Source organism: Stella humosa (genome assembly GCF_006738645.1).
In the GTDB taxonomy this organism is placed as follows: domain Bacteria; phylum Pseudomonadota; class Alphaproteobacteria; order ATCC43930; family Allostellaceae; genus Allostella; species Allostella humosa.
Map to the genome: position 1 here is coordinate 977952 of NZ_AP019700.1, position 14097 is coordinate 992048.

Sequence of the window (14097 nt, forward strand, 5' to 3'; positions counted from 1 at the left end):
ATGGCCTGGACGCAAGCCCAGCTCGACGAGCTGAAAGCCGCCTACGCCTCCGGCGTCATGCGCATCCGCCATGAGGATCGCTGGGTCGAGTACCGCTCGGGTGCGGAGATGGAGCGGGCGATCGCGCGAATCGAGGCAGAGTTGGCGGGTGCGTCCGGCACCCTGCGGGTCCGCCAATATCGGCTCTATCAGGACGGGAAGGGACTATAATCCGAATGCATCTGCGTCCGGCGGACCCGGCTGGTGTTCTGGTCCGGGTATGCAGGTCGGGTCGGCGCGGTAGAGTATCGGGCTTAGGTTCAGCGCGGACTCGAGTGGTCCGCTAAGTTGATACATTCTTGGCGCCTTGCCGAAGTTGAAGAGGCGGAACAGCCTGTAGGTACCTTCGAGTTCGGCCGCAGTACGAAGCTCGTGGGCTGTCAGGTAAAACGGCGTGTTAATATTCTGTAGCGTCGTCTTCACCTCGATCCTGAGCGGTTGGCCCTCGTTGCTGAACGAAGATATGTCGTAGCCTGCGCCATCGCCGTCCAGCTCTGACACCCAGCGAACGCGTGCGGCAAGGTCTGGTCGTCCGGCTGCCCGCAGGCGCTGTTGCTCGACTTCGAGGATGTATTTTTCACCGGCACGACCCAAAGTCCGGTTCATAGCCTCGCGCTGGGCGAGCGTCCCTGGTGCAGCAGTTCTGGTGTTTCCGCGAGTGGGGCTACGGGGCGGCAGTTGGGGCGGCGGCACGATCAGTTCGTCGAACGACAGCAACTTGGGCTGTGGTACCTCGTCCACGGCGCCAATCGGAGACAATCCGGCGAGCGCCTCCAGGAGCAGGACGGTCAACGACTGCTGGTAGTGCGCTGATGGTAGATACCCGCGTATCCACGGCAGACCCCGTTCCGAAAGTATTGCTGAGATGTTCTGGTGTTTGCGCTCTATCGCGCCTTCCGGTCGGGCAATCGTACCAGCGAGTGCAAGGCGATATTCGGTCTTGGAGTAGCTCTCGCCGGCGAGCTCTTTACGCAGCATCTGAAGGTAGCTGTCGATCGCGGCATTCATTTCGGCTGGCGTCCAATCACCGCTACCGCCAAGGTCGGTAGTCTGTGTCGTGGCCAGCAATGCGTCCAATGCTTCTGCCTGGTCGTCGCTTAGGGTAAAGCCGCTCGCCTGCGCAGCGATTTGCTCCGGTCGGAGAACGTCGCCGATCTGTTCGCGCGTCAACAGGGTGGTCTGGCAGGGATCGACGAAGCGACTGAAGCGGACGTTCACCATCATCGGCCCCGTTCCGGCCGGGAGGGTTGGATCGCGGTAGGGTTCCCCAACCACGGTGCCGACACCGAAAATTCCGTTGTTTCCGCCTTGCCGCAGCAAAAATGCCCGCTGGCCGTCAAATGCTTGGCGGAACGCTTGGATACGCCACGGCTCAACGAGTTCGCCGGATTTGAAGTCGCGGACCATGCGCCTGACATCGTCGTAAGGCCAGCCGCGTTGGGTCCAGGTGAGCAGGAGGGCGGTCATGGAAACTCCGAAAGCCAGCGATCGCCGAAACGGCACCGCGTTGCCGGCATGGCCACCAATTGAACTGGAAGCAGGGGGGCGAACGCAATGGTAGCAGTTACCGATGCAGCGAAACCCCGCATCCGCGTCGCCGCGGGCGATCTGTCGGGCGCCTCGGCGCGCCTCGTCGTCCGCAACCAGGCCTACGAGGGCGCCCAGTCGTCGCGCCGTCTGCGCTCCTGGACGGCGACCTCGGCCCACGTCAACGCCCTGCTGGCCAACGCCGGTCCGACCCTGCGCAACCGCCTGCGCCAGATGGTGCGGTCCAACCCCTACCTGCGCCGCGGCCGCGCCTCCTACCGCTCGAATCTGATCGGCACCGGCATCATGCCGTCGCCCGGCCTGGCCGACGACCCGAAGCGCCGCGCCCGCCTGCGCCGCGCCTGGTCGCGCTGGATCAGGAAGGCCGACCATGACGGCCGGATGGATTTCTACGGCATCCAGCGCCTGGTGGTGGGCGCGATCTTCACCGCCGGAGAGTGCTTCGTCCGCCTGGTCTACCTGTCGGCGGCCGAGGCGCGCCGGTCGGGCATGGAGATCCCGATGCGCCTCCAGGTGCTGCGGGCCGAGATGGTGCCGCTCGACAAGACCGAGGCCCTGGCCAACGGCAACTGCATCCGCTGCGGCATCGAGTTCGACCCGGCCGGCCGTCGCGTCGCCTACTGGGTCTACCGGCGTGACCCGACCGACGCCACGCTGCCGGCCGGCTTCGAGCTGTTCTCGCGTGTCCCGGCCGAGGAGATGATCCACGTCTTCGACGCCGAGGAGCCGGGCCAGATCCGGGGCGAGCCGCCGCCCGTCGCCGCCATGGTGAAGGCGTTCGTGCTGGACCGCTACGACGATGCCGAGCTCGACCGCAAGGCGACCACGGCGCTCTTCGCCGGCTTCATCACCGAGGCCGACACCGGCGACGGCGCCCTGCCGAACGAGGGTGCCGACGAGAACGGCGTGGCCATCGCCGGCATGCAGCCCGGCACCCTGCAGAAGCTGCTGCCGGGCGAGGACATCAAGTTCGCCGAGCCGTCCGAGGTCGGCGGCAGCTACGAGGCCTTCCAGTACCGCACCCTGCTGGCGATCGCCGCCGGCCTGGGCCTGCCCTACGCCGCCGTCACCGGTGACGTCACCAAGGTCAACTATTCGTCCCAGCGCGCCGCCCTGGTCGAGTTCCGGCGGGAGGCCGAGCAGCTCCAGTTCGCGGTCTACGTCTTCCTGCTGTGTCAGCCGGTGTGGGACGCCTGGCTCGCCCAGGGTGTGCTGTCCGGCGCGCTCGAGTTCACCCAGCGGCAGCTCGCCGACCGCGAGCCCTGGGAGGTCGAATGGATCCCGCGCAAGTGGGACTGGGTCGACCCGCTGAAGGACCGCCAGGCCGAGAAGCTCGCCGTCGACAACCTCTTCAAGCCCCGCTCCTTCGTCATCGCCGACGAGGGCTACGACCCGGAAGAGGTCGACCAGCGCATCGCCGAGGACCAGGAGCGCGCCGATCGCCTCGGCCTGCGCGCGGTGCAGTTGCCCGGTGCCGCCGCCGGTTCGCCGGTCAAGGGCGAGGACGACGACGAAAAGGGTGCGCGGGAGGCGGCCTAGCGGGCTTCCCGGTCACGCGCTTCCGCCGTTGCCGATCGACGCTGGCGGGCCATCCACCACTCGAAGGCAAAGGCGAGCACGAAGACGACAAGGAAGGCCAGGAACGCCATCCCTTTGCGCTCGTGCAGCGTGGCGTAGGCCGCCGCCAGGCCGAAGGATAGGAGCCCGAAGATCCCGGTCGCGTGCCGCAGCTTCAACCCCTGCATGGCGTGCAGCGAACAGACCATTGCGACCCCGGAGTTGGCCGCGATCCACATCGGCGACAGCGGGCCGAGCGAAGCCTTGATCGGCCAGGGCAGCCACACCGTGCCGAAGCCCTTGGCTGGCGACAGGATGTCGGCCGCCAGGTGGATCGAGACGCCGACCAGGAACCCGGCCGCCCCCGCCCGCACCGCCTCGTTGCGCGCCAGGAGGAAGGGCAGGGGGATCAGCACGCTGTGCGTGACGATCGAGCGATGGTGCAGCCAGGACAGGAACAGGTGGTCGATGTCCGGGAAGCCCAGCCCGAGCGTCGCGAACAGGATCATCACGACGATTTCGCGCCAGGTCCTGTCGTCGTCCATTTCCGCCCCCGCCCGGCTCCATGCCGGCCCGTCCATGTAGGTCCGGGGCGCGACCTTATCGGGGAAATCCCGAGCCCGAAATAGCCCGTTGAGGGATGCCGACATGCCCGACGCCCACCGGACCGACCTGCCCATGCAGGTGCGGGCGGCCACGCTCGCCCTCACCACCGCCAATGCCGAGGCGCGTACGATCGAGCTGGTCTGGTCGACCGGCGCCCGCGTCCGCCGCTTCGACTATTGGCGCGAGCGCTACTTCGACGAGGAACTGGTGCTGGAGACGGGCGCGGTCGACCTGGCCCGCCTGAACGGCGGCGCCAACCTGCTCGACTGTCACGGCCGCTGGCAGCTTTCCAGCATCCTGGGCGTCGTCGAGCGCGCCTGGCTGGCGACCGGCGCCGACGGCAAGCCCGAGGGCCGCGCCGTCGTCCGCTTCTCCGACCGCGCCGAGGTGGCGGCGATCTGGCGGGACGTCCAGGCCGGCATCATCCGCAACGTGTCGGTCGGCTACATGGTCCGGGCGTTCGAGATGGTCGAGCGCCAGGGCGAGGTGCCGCTCTACCGCGCCATCGACTGGGAGCCGGGCGAGATCAGCCTGGTGCCCGTCGGCGCCGACCCGGGGGCAGGGACCCGGTCGGCCGGCGAGGGCGGGTCCGACCTTCAGCGTGACCCGGGCCCGCAACGCTACCCCTGCCGATTCATCGACCCGATCACCCGCAACGAGGAAACCGACATGACCAAGCCGACCCCGGCGGGCGATCCCGCCGGCAAGCCCGACCCTGCGGCCCAGCCGCGCAGCGAAGCCCAGAACGCGCCGGTTGTCGACACCCGTGCCGCACCCCCGGCCACTCCGCCGGCGCCGCCAGCCCCCACCAACGTCGTCGACCTCGACGGCGCCCGCGCCCAGGGCCGGGCCGATGCGCTGGCCTACGTCTCGGAGGTCAACGAGCTCTGCGCGCTCGCCGGCTCGGAGCGCTCGGCCGAGTTCATCGCCGCCGGCACCCCGGTGGCGGCCGTCCGCAAGGCGTTGCTGGAGGCGCGCGCCGCCGACAGTGCCGCCCGCGGCATCGTCGGCGCCCATGCCGGCACCACCACCGCCCCCGCTGGTCGCGGCTGGGGCGACGCGCTGGCGCGGGCCGGCGTCGCCCGTCCCAACCCCAAGAGCTGAAGGAGGGCCGATCCATGGCAGTCCTCACCGAAACCCGCCACGCCGGCGGCTTCATGGTCTCCGAGGCGAACGGCTTCCGCTCGCGCGAGACCGTCACCGTGCTGTCCGGCCAGGTGCTCCAGGCCGGCACCGTGCTGGGCCGGATCACGGCCAGCGGCAAGTACGTCGCCTGGGAGGCCTCGACCTCCGCCGAGGCCGATGGCTCCACCACCGTGCGCGCCATCCTCTACGGCCCGGTGGATGCGACCGCCGGCGACACCAAGGGCGTCATCGTCATCCGCGACGCGGAGGTGAACGGCGGCGAGCTGGTCTACCCCGCCGGCACCCAGCCGCAGGAAAAGGCAGTCGCCATCGCGGCGCTGCTCGCCCTCGGCATCATCGTGCGCTGAGGAGGCGCGTCCCATGGCAACCTTGAACGTCTTCCAGGACGACGCCTTCTCGGCGATCGAGCTCACCGACGGCCTCGAGCGGGTCGACTACCAGCCCCAGCTGCTGGGCCAGCTCGGCATCTTCCAGCCCCGGCCGATCCGCACGGCCACGGCGATGGTGGAGCAGCGCGACGGCGTGCTGGCGCTGATCCAGACCAGCCCCCGCGGCGCCCCGCCCGCCCAGCGCACCACGGAGTTGCGCGAGGCCCGCGCCTTCCCGACCTGGCGCATCGCCAAGGCCGACCGGATCATGGCTGACGAGCTCCAGTCGATCCGCGCCTTCGGCTCCGAGACCGAGCTGATGGGCGTGCAGGCCGAGGTGGCGCGCCGCAGCGCCCGCCTGCGCGGCGATGTCGAACTGACCTTCGAGAACATGCGCCTGGGGGCCGTCCAGGGCATCGTCATCGACGCCGATGGCAGCACCAAGGCCAACTGGTTCACCGAGTTCGGGATCGCCCAGCCGGCCGAGATCGACTTCGCGCTGAACGTCGCCACCACCGACGTTCGGGCAAAGTGCCACGCCGTGGTGCGGGCGATGGAGCGGGCATCGAAGGGGGCGATGACGACGAGCAGTAGCGTCCACGCCCTGGCGGCCGACGATTTCTACGACGCGCTGATCGGCCACGCCCTGGTGCGGGATACCTACCTCAACTGGTCGGCGGCCCAGGATGCCCGCCAGAACCTCGCCTTCCGCTCGTTCACCTTCGGCGGCATCGTCTGGCACAACTACCGTGGCACCGACGACAACTCGACGGTCGCCATCCCGGCCGGCAAGGCCAAGTTCTTCCCGGTCGGTGCGCCCGGCGTCTTCCAGCACATCCGCTCGCCGATGGAGAGCACGGAGTTCGTGAATACCCCCGGCCGGGAGGTCTACTACCGGACCGTCCCCGACCGCGACCGCGACATGTGGGTCGATGTCGAGGCCTACGCCTACCCGCTCTTCATCTGTACCCGGCCCGGGCTGCTGATGCGGGCGAAGAAGCAGTGACGACGCGCCAGGCGCCCGTGCCGGCAGACGCACCCGACCGGGTGCCCTGCTGCTGGCCGGGCGCCAGCGTCTACATCCTGGGCGGCGGCCCCTCGCTCGACCTGGTGCCGCTTGGCGGGCTGGTGCTGGCCCGCGTCATCGCCGTGAACGACAGTGCCTGGGCGGCCCCCTGGGCGCCCGTCCTGCACTACGGCGATGATCGCTGGGCACGCTGGCACGGCGCCGCTCTGGCCCGCCACGCCGCCTGGATGCAGTCGACCGTCGCCCGCGACCCGGCCGTCGCCCCGCCGCACGCCTGGCGCCTGCGCTATGCCGGCCGCGAGGGGTTGAGCCGCGACCCCGAGGCGCTCAATGGGCGCTGCTCGGGCCACCAGGCGATCAACCTGGCCGTCCTGCTGGGTGCCGCCCGCATCGTCCTGCTGGGCTTCGACCATCGCGTGGTGGCCGGTCCTGATGGAGGGTGCCGCACCCATCACCGTTGGACCCGGCCGCGCCCGATCGAGACCCCGCCCGAAGCCTGGGACCCGTGGATCGTCGAAGCGCGCTCGATCCGCGCCGACCTGCCGCCTGGCGTCGAGATACTCAACGCCACCCCGGGCTCCGCGCTCGATGCCTTCCCGATCGTCGATCTGGAATCGGTGCTGCCATGACGCCGCGCGCCTTCCTCCTCATCCGCCACCGCTCGGCGGCCCGTTTCGCCGCCTTCCACGCCGGCCTGTCCGCCGCCGGCTTCGCCGTCTACGAGGATTGGCACGGCGAACGGCCCCAGCCCGGCGACGTGCTGGTCATCTGGAACCGTGTCGGCGGCTGGGCCGAGGCCGCCGACACGTTCGAGGCGGCCGGCGCCACGGTACTGGTGGCCGAGAACGGCCATGTCCCGATCCGTGGTGCTGCCGCCGTGTCGCTGGCGATCGGCGGCCACAACGGCGCCGGCAGCTTCCCGGTCGGCGGGCCGGAGCGCTGGGCCGGCTTCGGCGTGACCCTCGCCCCCTGGTCGAGCGGCGGCCGCCACATCCTGGTCTGCGGCCAGCGGGGCATCGGCAGCGGTGCCCACGCCGTGCCCCCCGGCTGGCTCGACGATGCCTGCGCCCGCCTGCGCGCCCTGACCGACCGTGCGGTGCGCCGCCGCCCGCACCCGCGCTCGGCCGAGGGTGCGGCGATGCCGCCGCTCGCCCACGACCTGCGCGACTGCTGGTGCGTCGTCACCTGGTCGAGCAATGCCGCGACCGAGGCCCTGCTGGCCGGCCTCCCCGCTATCGTCTGCGGCCCGGCCCACATTCTGGCGGCCGTCTGCAACCGCCACCTGGAGGATGCGGTGGAGCCCGTGCGCCGCCTGCGGGAGCCCGCCTTCGAACGGCTCGCCTGGTCGCAGTGGACGCTCGACGAGATCGCGTCCGGCGAGCCCTTCGCCCGCCTGGCCGGAGGCTGCCCGTGACCGCGCTCGTCGCCTACCCGCACGAGTGGCGCCGCCGCTCGGTCGCCGTCGCCGACTGCCTGGCGATCGGCGCCGGCGGCCGCCTGGCCGGCGAGGCGGAGATGTTGTCGGGCGTGCTGGCCGCCGGCCCCGTTGTGCTGCACGGCTGCTCGCCGGTCACCGCCCCGCTGTTGGCTGCGGCCCGCCGCGCCGCCGATCGGCCCTGGTGGTATGCCGACAAGGGCTATTTCGGCCGCCGGTCGATGGTCCGCGTCACCCGCGGTCGCCTGCAGCATGACGGATTTTCCGGCGGCGCCCGCGCCGACCGCCTGCGCGACCTCGGCGTCGATATCGCGCCCTGGCGCCATGGCGGCCGCCACGTCCTGGTCTGCCTCCAGTCCGAGCAGTGGATGCGTGATGCCGAGGAGCTCAGTCGCCGTGACTGGCTGGCCTGGGTGCTGGCACTGCTGGCGCTGGCGACAGACCGCGAGATTCGCGTCCGCACGAAGCGCCCGCCCGATGGCATCGAGCATCGCCCGTTGGCGGCCGACCTGGCCGACTGCTGGGCCGTCGTCACCCACACCAGCAACTGCGCCGTCGAGGCGCTGGTGGCGGGCGTGCCCGTCTTCATCACCGGCAACAGCGCGGCCTCGCCGATGGCGGCCGGCCCGATCTCGGCGATCGAGACGCCCTGTCGCCCGGATGGGCGCGAGGAGTGGGCCGCCCGGCTTGCCGCCAACCAGTGGACCTTGGACGAGCTCGCCGCCGGCGACTGGTGGCGCCAGGTGGGGGAGGGCTGAAATGGGCTGGGGCGACGAGATCATGGTGACGGGCGAGGCCCGCCGCCTCCAGGCAACCGACCCGCGGCCGGTCCGCGTGCTCGATCGCCGCGGCGATGCCCGCTGGCACCCGCTGTGGGAGGGCAACGACCGCTTCGCGGAGATGGGCGTGGCCGACGCGCAGGTGATCGTCAACGGCCCTGGCGCGCGGCCCTACGTCGACTACACCCGCACCATGCCGGACCGCTGGGCCTACACCGGCTGGCAGGCGACGCCCGGCGAGCTGCCGGCGATTCCTTGTGCCGGGATCAGGGTCGGCGCCTTGCCCTTCGTCGTGATCGAGCCTGCGATCAAGTCGTCGGCCTCGCCCAACAAGCAGTGGGGCGCCGGCCGCTGGCAGGCGCTGGTCGATATCCTCCGCCGCCGGCATCCCGACCTGATCTTCGTGCATCTCGGCCCGGTGCCGGTGCCGGGCTTCGACGGCCTCGTCCATGTCCCGACCGAGGATGTCTTCGCCGCCTGCGCGGTGCTGGCGGCGGCCCGGGCCGCCATCCTGCCAGAGGGCGGGCTGCACCACGCCGCGGCCGCCCTGGGCGTGCCGGCCGTCGTCCTCTTCGGCGGCATGACCAGCCCGCGCAACACCGGCTACGGCGCACTGCCGGGCAGCGCCTGCCACATCAACCTCGCCGTCGACGATGCCGAGGCGCTGGGCTGGCGCGTGCCCCACCCGGCCTGTGCGGCGGCCTGGGACCGCATCACCCCGGCGCTGGTCGCCGACACCTTCGCGGAACTGCTGTTCAGCCCCCGCGACCGCGTGGCCGCCTGACGATGGCCGCCATCACCGGCCCCTTCGCGGCGATGGACCGGGTGCTGTTCGCCAGCCCGGTCCTGTCGCTCGCCGCCACCTATACCGCGCCCGCCGCCGCCCCCGTCGCCGTGCGTGTCATCCGCTGCCGCGGCGATGCGCTGGCCCGCCTGGGCGAGGTCGGTATCAACCGCCCGGCCGACCTGTTCGACCTGCGCGCGGCCGACGTGCCGGTGCCGATCCGCGGTGCGGCCCTGGCCGTCACCGAGGGCGGGGTGACTGCCCAGTACCAGGTGCGTGCCGTCACCCCCGACACCAGCCGCCTCGTCTGGCGCCTGGACTGCGCCCGGCAGGCCTGAAATGCCGACCCCCGTCGTCGAGCAGGTCCTGGCGGCCGTCGAAGCCCGCCTGGCGGCCATCACCGGGTTCCCCGGCCTGCTGGTCGAGCGCAACCGCGACGCCGAGGTCGACCGCTTCCCGACCCTGCTGCTGATCGACGGCGACCAGGACCGCATCGGCGACGAGACGATGGGCTATCGGCGCGTGATGCTGGAATTCATGGTCGAGGGGTACGTCTCGGCCAACCTGCAATCCGGCCTCGGCCCCGCCCGCAACGCCCTCTATGCCGCCGTGGTGGCGGCCCTGATGGCCGACCCCACCCTGGGCGGCCTGGCAGTCGACCTGCACGAGGGCCGCACCAGCCGGGCGCTGGGCACCGGCGACGGCCAGACCCCGGCGGCCGCCTTCGCGACCATCTACGAACTCGAGTTCTGGACCCGCGAAGCCGACCCCTACAGTCTTGGCCCCTGACCGGTGCCGGCCAAGGCTTCGTTCACCCGCCGGAGCAGCCTTGGGAAGGCATGCGCGTAGAAATGACCATTCAGCTTGCTCGGATGGTAGAGGCCAATTCCGCTCATCGGCCCAAGCAAAGGGTGATGCAACCGATACTCGCGGTAGTAGACCGCGGGACTGGTTCCGTTAGGTCCCATCACGGTGGTCGCATCATCCGCAACTGCCGTGCCGCCGAGTGCGGTCATGAAGGGCTGTACCCCGTTGGCCCCGCCGAACAGCAATAGCTTCGGCCGCGCAAATGCCAAGCACTCCAGGACGAACGGGCGCGCCTCGTCTACGTGCCGCCGGCGCTCACGGGCCCCCAGCCTTCCGGGTGAGCGGCGGAAATGCTGATTGAAGACCTGCACCGGCCGGACGATCTCGTGGCTGTCGCCCCCTAGCAACCGCATTAGGAGCGTCGAGGCGTTGAGGGTCGTGGGCCCACTGAAGCGTCCTTCGACGTATTCGTGGCTGCCGGCATAGACGTCGACGATCTTGAAGTCGTCAGGGCTACCACCCGGGTTTTCATTGATCATCGCCAGCGGGAAGGGCGCCAACGGCCCGTAGAACAGGCTGTAATACCTGCGTTCCTTCAGGCCGGACGCGGCTTGGTACCGGCGCTCGATGTCGCGCATCCGTTCGTAGTCCGCCACCGCGACCTCGCTCTGCCGAACATTTTCCAATCCATTCTTCAAGCACAACCAGGAGGTGATTGCGATGGCAAACAAGGTCATCCGCTCGCGGCGCGGCATGCTGCTGTTCAAGGTCGAAGACACGCTGACGGGGGGCGAGGGCGTCGATGCCCTGCCGATCGCGGCCGACGATGCGATCCTCGTCGAGGCCCCGCAGATCACCTTCGACCAGTCGCTGGTCACCACCACCGAGATGACGGGCTCGCTCGACCCGGAGGCGCCGATCGTCGGCGGGCTGAAGGTGCCGCTCGCCTTCGACGTCTACCTGAAGGGGTCCGGCACGCCCGAGCTGCCGCCCAACTGGGCGTCGGTGATGGAATGTTGCGGCTGGCAGCGGGTCGAGACGGGGGTGGCGGTGCCCGCCGCCCCGCAGCTGGCCGCCGCTGGCTCGGCCACGACGCTGACGCTGGGGGCCGGCGCCTCGGCCACGGCCCAGGCCTATCGCGGCATGCCGATCGACCTCTACCGAGACAGCGCCAACCCGCTGATCGACTTCATCACGAACTACACCGCGGGCAAGGTCGCCAGCCTGGCCGAGAGCTACAGCCCGGTGCTGGGCGGCACGGTCGAGTATCAGATCCCGAAGAACGTGCTGTGGAAGCCGACCAGCGACGACGCGCTGATCAAGTCGGGCACCGCCTACCTCTACATGGACGGCGTCCTCTACAAGGTGCTGGGCTGCCGCGGCACCCTGTCCTTGACGATGCAGGCGGGCCAGCCCGGCAAGTTCCGTTTCGAGCTGACCGGCATGTATGGCGGCAAGAGCGACGCCGCCGTGCCCTCCACGCCGGCCTTCGACGCCACCCGGTCGCCGATCTGGCGCGACCCCAGCAACGACGGCAGCGGCCATTTCTCGATCGGCCGGGCGGAGGCCGCCCTGCGCCAGCTGGTCCTGACCAACGGCAACACCCAGACCAACCCGGACAACCCGAACGCGGCCGAGGGCTTCGACCCCTCGATCATCACCGGCCGGCGGATGACCGGCACGATGGACCCGCTCGCCACCCTGGTCGCCACCCGCAACGCCATGGACGATTTCCGCACGGGCCAGGACCGCATCGTCCACGCCCGCATCGGCACGGTTCCCGGCAACCGCTTCGGCATCACCATCCCGGCCGCCTTCTACGAAAGCTACGGCCACGGCGACCGGGAGGGCCTCCAGTCCGAGGAACTCGGCTTCTTCGCCTCCGGCCGCGATGCCGGGGCGTTCATCTGTCAGTATTAGCGGTACATGCCATCCTGCCGCGAGAGGTGCCGGTCTCACGCTCAATGTCCCCCCAAACGGCAAGGCTTGGGGGGACTAGGGCCGCTTCTGAAGACGCTTACTTGCGAGGGGTGCGTGGGATCTTGACTACTTGCTCACCGGCATTGCGAGCGGCGTCTGCATGATAGCTAGTGTCGGTCTCCCGAGGGATACCAAGCTCCCGCTCGGCATACGTCTTTACCGGTTCATATCGATTCTCGCCATGACGGACAAATGTCGTGAGGTTCTTGTTTCGAAGTCTCTGAGCTTCTTCAGGGCTTTTGTAATTGTTGCTCATTCTTCGGCTCCTATAGAACACAGATGAGACGCAACATCGAGTGATCAGATTTCCGAGTTTACCGGAATCTGACACCCAATGGTTAGGCGAACGCACAAGCTGATGCAAGCAGTGCAACTGTCTCGAAGGCGGCACTGCCCACAACGTCTTGGCGTAACTCTCTCACGGTGCGAACACACCCTGAGGGCCACCTCTCCTCACGAGGACATCCACCCCCATGACGCTTCCGATCAACGCGACCAACGTCGCGCGCTTCGTGCCGTCCGCATTTTCGGCCGCTGCCCGCACGGCGGCGGTCGAGGCGGGCGAGGCCGACCTCCAGCGCTTCGACGCGCCGCCCACCTATCTCGTCAATGTCCCGACGCCGCTGACCCGGCCGGTCTACCAGCGCGCCATCGTGGCCTCGGGCGTCCACTGGCCGGACGACCGCGAGCTGATGGCAGCCCTGCGACGGGAGGTTGCGGTCGCCCTCGACGAGGACGACCCGGAACGCGCGCGCCTGCTGGACCTGATCGACCACTATTCCGCCATCGGCGCCGAGGCGGCGGGGGCGGAGGTGACGGCGGAGGTGAACCGCATCGAGTTCGCGGTGCGCCAGTCGTCCCGCGCCTTCGCCGCCGTCGTCGCCCAGCGCAGCTACTTCCAGGAGATGGTGCCGCTGATCGGCGCCCAGGTCTTCCTGCGCGGCCGCGAGAACCCCGACCGCATCTTCCGCCGCCGCGAGGGGCTGGTAACCGACGAGGAACTGGCCACCATCCCGCCCGGCGAGCTGGCCGAGGTCTGCCACCACATCCAGGGGCTGATCTACCTGCGGCCGGCCCAGGAAAAAAACTCCGATGGGCCGTCGCCGTCGCGCGGCGGCCCGCCGACTTCGCCGGTGGCGCCCGCGCCCCCGACGGCTCCGGCTGGGACCTCTTCGGAGAGGTCGTCAACCGAAACCCCCGCCTCGACCTGACGGACGAAAGCCGGTCGATGCTGCGCTTCTGGGCCGCCTGGCGCGGTGGCGGGATGGGACCCGGCCACCTGCCGGCGGCGGGCGGATACGGCGATCAGGCGGCGATCATGATGGACGCCCTCCATCTGATGGACGCCGCCGACGCCCGGCTGGGCGCCGAGGAAAAACGCCGGAGGGACGGGCGATGAAGGTGCCGCCGTGAAGGTAGGGGCCACCCTCGAGGGCGACCTGCGCGCCCACTACGGCGAGGCGATCGACGTCATGTCGATCGCCGTGCAGGACGCCGTCAACTGGGCCTCGACCGGCCTGCGCGACGAGCTGCGCGCCCAGATCCGCCGCGCCTTCGGCCAGGGCCAGGGGTCGCTCGAAAAGGCTTGGCAGGTGAAGCTCTACCCCAGCCGGCGCGCCTCCATGGGGGCGTCCGGCTGGGTCTATTCCAAGGCGCGCCGCATCCACGCCGCCTTCGACAACCAGCGCACGATCAGCGCCTTCGGCGGCCGCTACCTCGTCCTGCCGCTCCAGGGTGCCATCCGCCGCGGCTGGGACAAGGAAGGCCGCGACAAGGGCGGTTTCGGCAAGCCGCGGAAGTGGTCGGCCTACGGCCGCATCGTCGGCCTGAAGGGCATCGTGCGCATCAAGCTGCAGCGCGGCCGCATCCTGATCGGCCTGCGCGACAAGGCCGGCAAGGTCGAGCCGATCTTTCTCCTCGTGCGGTCGGTCCGCCTGCGCGGCGGGCTCGACCTGATCGGCCCCGGCATCCGCTGGCGCGACCAGCTGTTCCGCCGCCTCCAGTCGCAGATCCAGGGGTAG

At 70.0% G+C, this 14097-nt stretch carries 18 protein-coding genes; 15 read left to right on the forward strand and 3 right to left on the reverse strand.

The annotated features are described in order from the left end of the window. The gene (locus STVA_RS04660; RefSeq protein WP_123689735.1) at positions 1 to 210 is read left to right on the forward strand and encodes a phage head-tail joining protein; all 210 of its coding nucleotides are present in this window, start codon (positions 1 to 3) and stop codon (positions 208 to 210) included. On the opposite strand, the gene STVA_RS04665 is transcribed toward STVA_RS04660, so the two are convergent. Further along, complete coding sequence (locus tag STVA_RS04665) at positions 205 to 1506, reverse strand: protein NO VEIN domain-containing protein (protein WP_123689734.1); 1302 nt, start codon at positions 1504 to 1506, stop codon at positions 205 to 207. The two genes, STVA_RS04660 and STVA_RS04665, sit on opposite strands and share 6 nt — an antisense overlap. An 87-nt stretch (positions 1507 to 1593) precedes the next feature. Here STVA_RS04665 and STVA_RS04670 point away from each other — a divergent pair, with 87 nt between their 5' ends. Further along, entirely contained in the window at positions 1594 to 3126 is a 1533-nt protein-coding gene (locus STVA_RS04670; RefSeq protein ID WP_123689733.1) for a phage portal protein, read from the forward strand. Here the strand turns inward: STVA_RS04670 and STVA_RS04675 are convergent. Then, on the reverse strand, positions 3123 to 3689 hold the full coding sequence (locus tag STVA_RS04675; protein ID WP_123689732.1) for a hypothetical protein: 567 nt from the start codon (positions 3687 to 3689) through the stop codon (positions 3123 to 3125). The two genes, STVA_RS04670 and STVA_RS04675, sit on opposite strands and share 4 nt — an antisense overlap. A 103-nt stretch (positions 3690 to 3792) precedes the next feature. Between STVA_RS04675 and STVA_RS04680 the strand changes: the two genes are divergently transcribed. From STVA_RS04680 to STVA_RS04715, 9 genes are read left to right on the forward strand one after another with little or no spacing between them, the layout of a single operon-like run. Then, positions 3793 to 4854 (forward strand): hypothetical protein, encoded by a 1062-nt coding sequence (locus STVA_RS04680; RefSeq protein WP_123689731.1) that lies wholly within the window; start codon positions 3793 to 3795, stop codon positions 4852 to 4854. 14 nt (positions 4855 to 4868) lie between these two features. Then, complete coding sequence (locus STVA_RS04685; protein WP_123689730.1) at positions 4869 to 5243, forward strand: head decoration protein; 375 nt, start codon at positions 4869 to 4871, stop codon at positions 5241 to 5243. A gap of 13 nt (positions 5244 to 5256) precedes the next feature. After that, the gene (locus STVA_RS04690; RefSeq protein WP_123689729.1) at positions 5257 to 6270 is read left to right on the forward strand and encodes a major capsid protein; all 1014 of its coding nucleotides are present in this window, start codon (positions 5257 to 5259) and stop codon (positions 6268 to 6270) included. Then, positions 6267 to 6920, forward strand: a complete 654-nt coding sequence (locus STVA_RS04695) for a hypothetical protein (protein ID WP_123689728.1) — start codon at positions 6267 to 6269, stop codon at positions 6918 to 6920. Before STVA_RS04690 ends, STVA_RS04695 begins: the two co-directional genes overlap by 4 nt. After that, entirely contained in the window at positions 6917 to 7705 is a 789-nt protein-coding gene (locus tag STVA_RS04700) for a hypothetical protein (protein ID WP_123689727.1), read from the forward strand. The genes STVA_RS04695 and STVA_RS04700 overlap by 4 nt, the downstream gene beginning before the upstream one ends. Further along, the gene (locus STVA_RS04705) at positions 7702 to 8484 is read left to right on the forward strand and encodes a hypothetical protein (RefSeq protein WP_123689726.1); all 783 of its coding nucleotides are present in this window, start codon (positions 7702 to 7704) and stop codon (positions 8482 to 8484) included. Before STVA_RS04700 ends, STVA_RS04705 begins: the two co-directional genes overlap by 4 nt. Before the next feature lies 1 nt (position 8485). After that, positions 8486 to 9289, forward strand: a complete 804-nt coding sequence (locus STVA_RS04710; protein ID WP_123689725.1) for a glycosyltransferase family 9 protein — start codon at positions 8486 to 8488, stop codon at positions 9287 to 9289. 2 nt (positions 9290 to 9291) lie between these two features. After that, complete coding sequence (locus tag STVA_RS27530; protein WP_123689724.1) at positions 9292 to 9627, forward strand: head-tail joining protein; 336 nt, start codon at positions 9292 to 9294, stop codon at positions 9625 to 9627. A 1-nt stretch (position 9628) separates the two neighbouring features. Further along, on the forward strand, positions 9629 to 10078 hold the full coding sequence (locus tag STVA_RS04715) for a hypothetical protein (protein ID WP_123689723.1): 450 nt from the start codon (positions 9629 to 9631) through the stop codon (positions 10076 to 10078). Here the strand turns inward: STVA_RS04715 and STVA_RS04720 are convergent. After that, positions 10060 to 10851 carry a hypothetical protein gene (locus tag STVA_RS04720; RefSeq protein WP_123689722.1) on the reverse strand — a complete coding sequence of 264 codons (792 nt, stop codon included), beginning with the start codon at positions 10849 to 10851 and terminating at the stop codon, positions 10060 to 10062. The two genes, STVA_RS04715 and STVA_RS04720, sit on opposite strands and share 19 nt — an antisense overlap. On the opposite strand from STVA_RS04720, the gene STVA_RS04725 reads away from it, so the two are divergent. From STVA_RS04725 to STVA_RS04735, 4 genes are all read left to right on the forward strand, one after another. Then, entirely contained in the window at positions 10817 to 12016 is a 1200-nt protein-coding gene (locus STVA_RS04725) for a phage tail tube protein (RefSeq protein ID WP_123689721.1), read from the forward strand. The two genes, STVA_RS04720 and STVA_RS04725, sit on opposite strands and share 35 nt — an antisense overlap. 533 nt (positions 12017 to 12549) lie before the next feature. After that, positions 12550 to 13287, forward strand: a complete 738-nt coding sequence (locus STVA_RS04730; protein ID WP_123689720.1) for a hypothetical protein — start codon at positions 12550 to 12552, stop codon at positions 13285 to 13287. A gap of 17 nt (positions 13288 to 13304) precedes the next feature. Continuing rightward, entirely contained in the window at positions 13305 to 13475 is a 171-nt protein-coding gene (locus tag STVA_RS27535; protein WP_170216457.1) for a hypothetical protein, read from the forward strand. Between the two features lie 10 nt (positions 13476 to 13485). After that, positions 13486 to 14097, forward strand: coding sequence for a DUF6441 family protein (locus STVA_RS04735; RefSeq protein ID WP_123689719.1), 612 nt, complete (start codon positions 13486 to 13488; stop codon positions 14095 to 14097).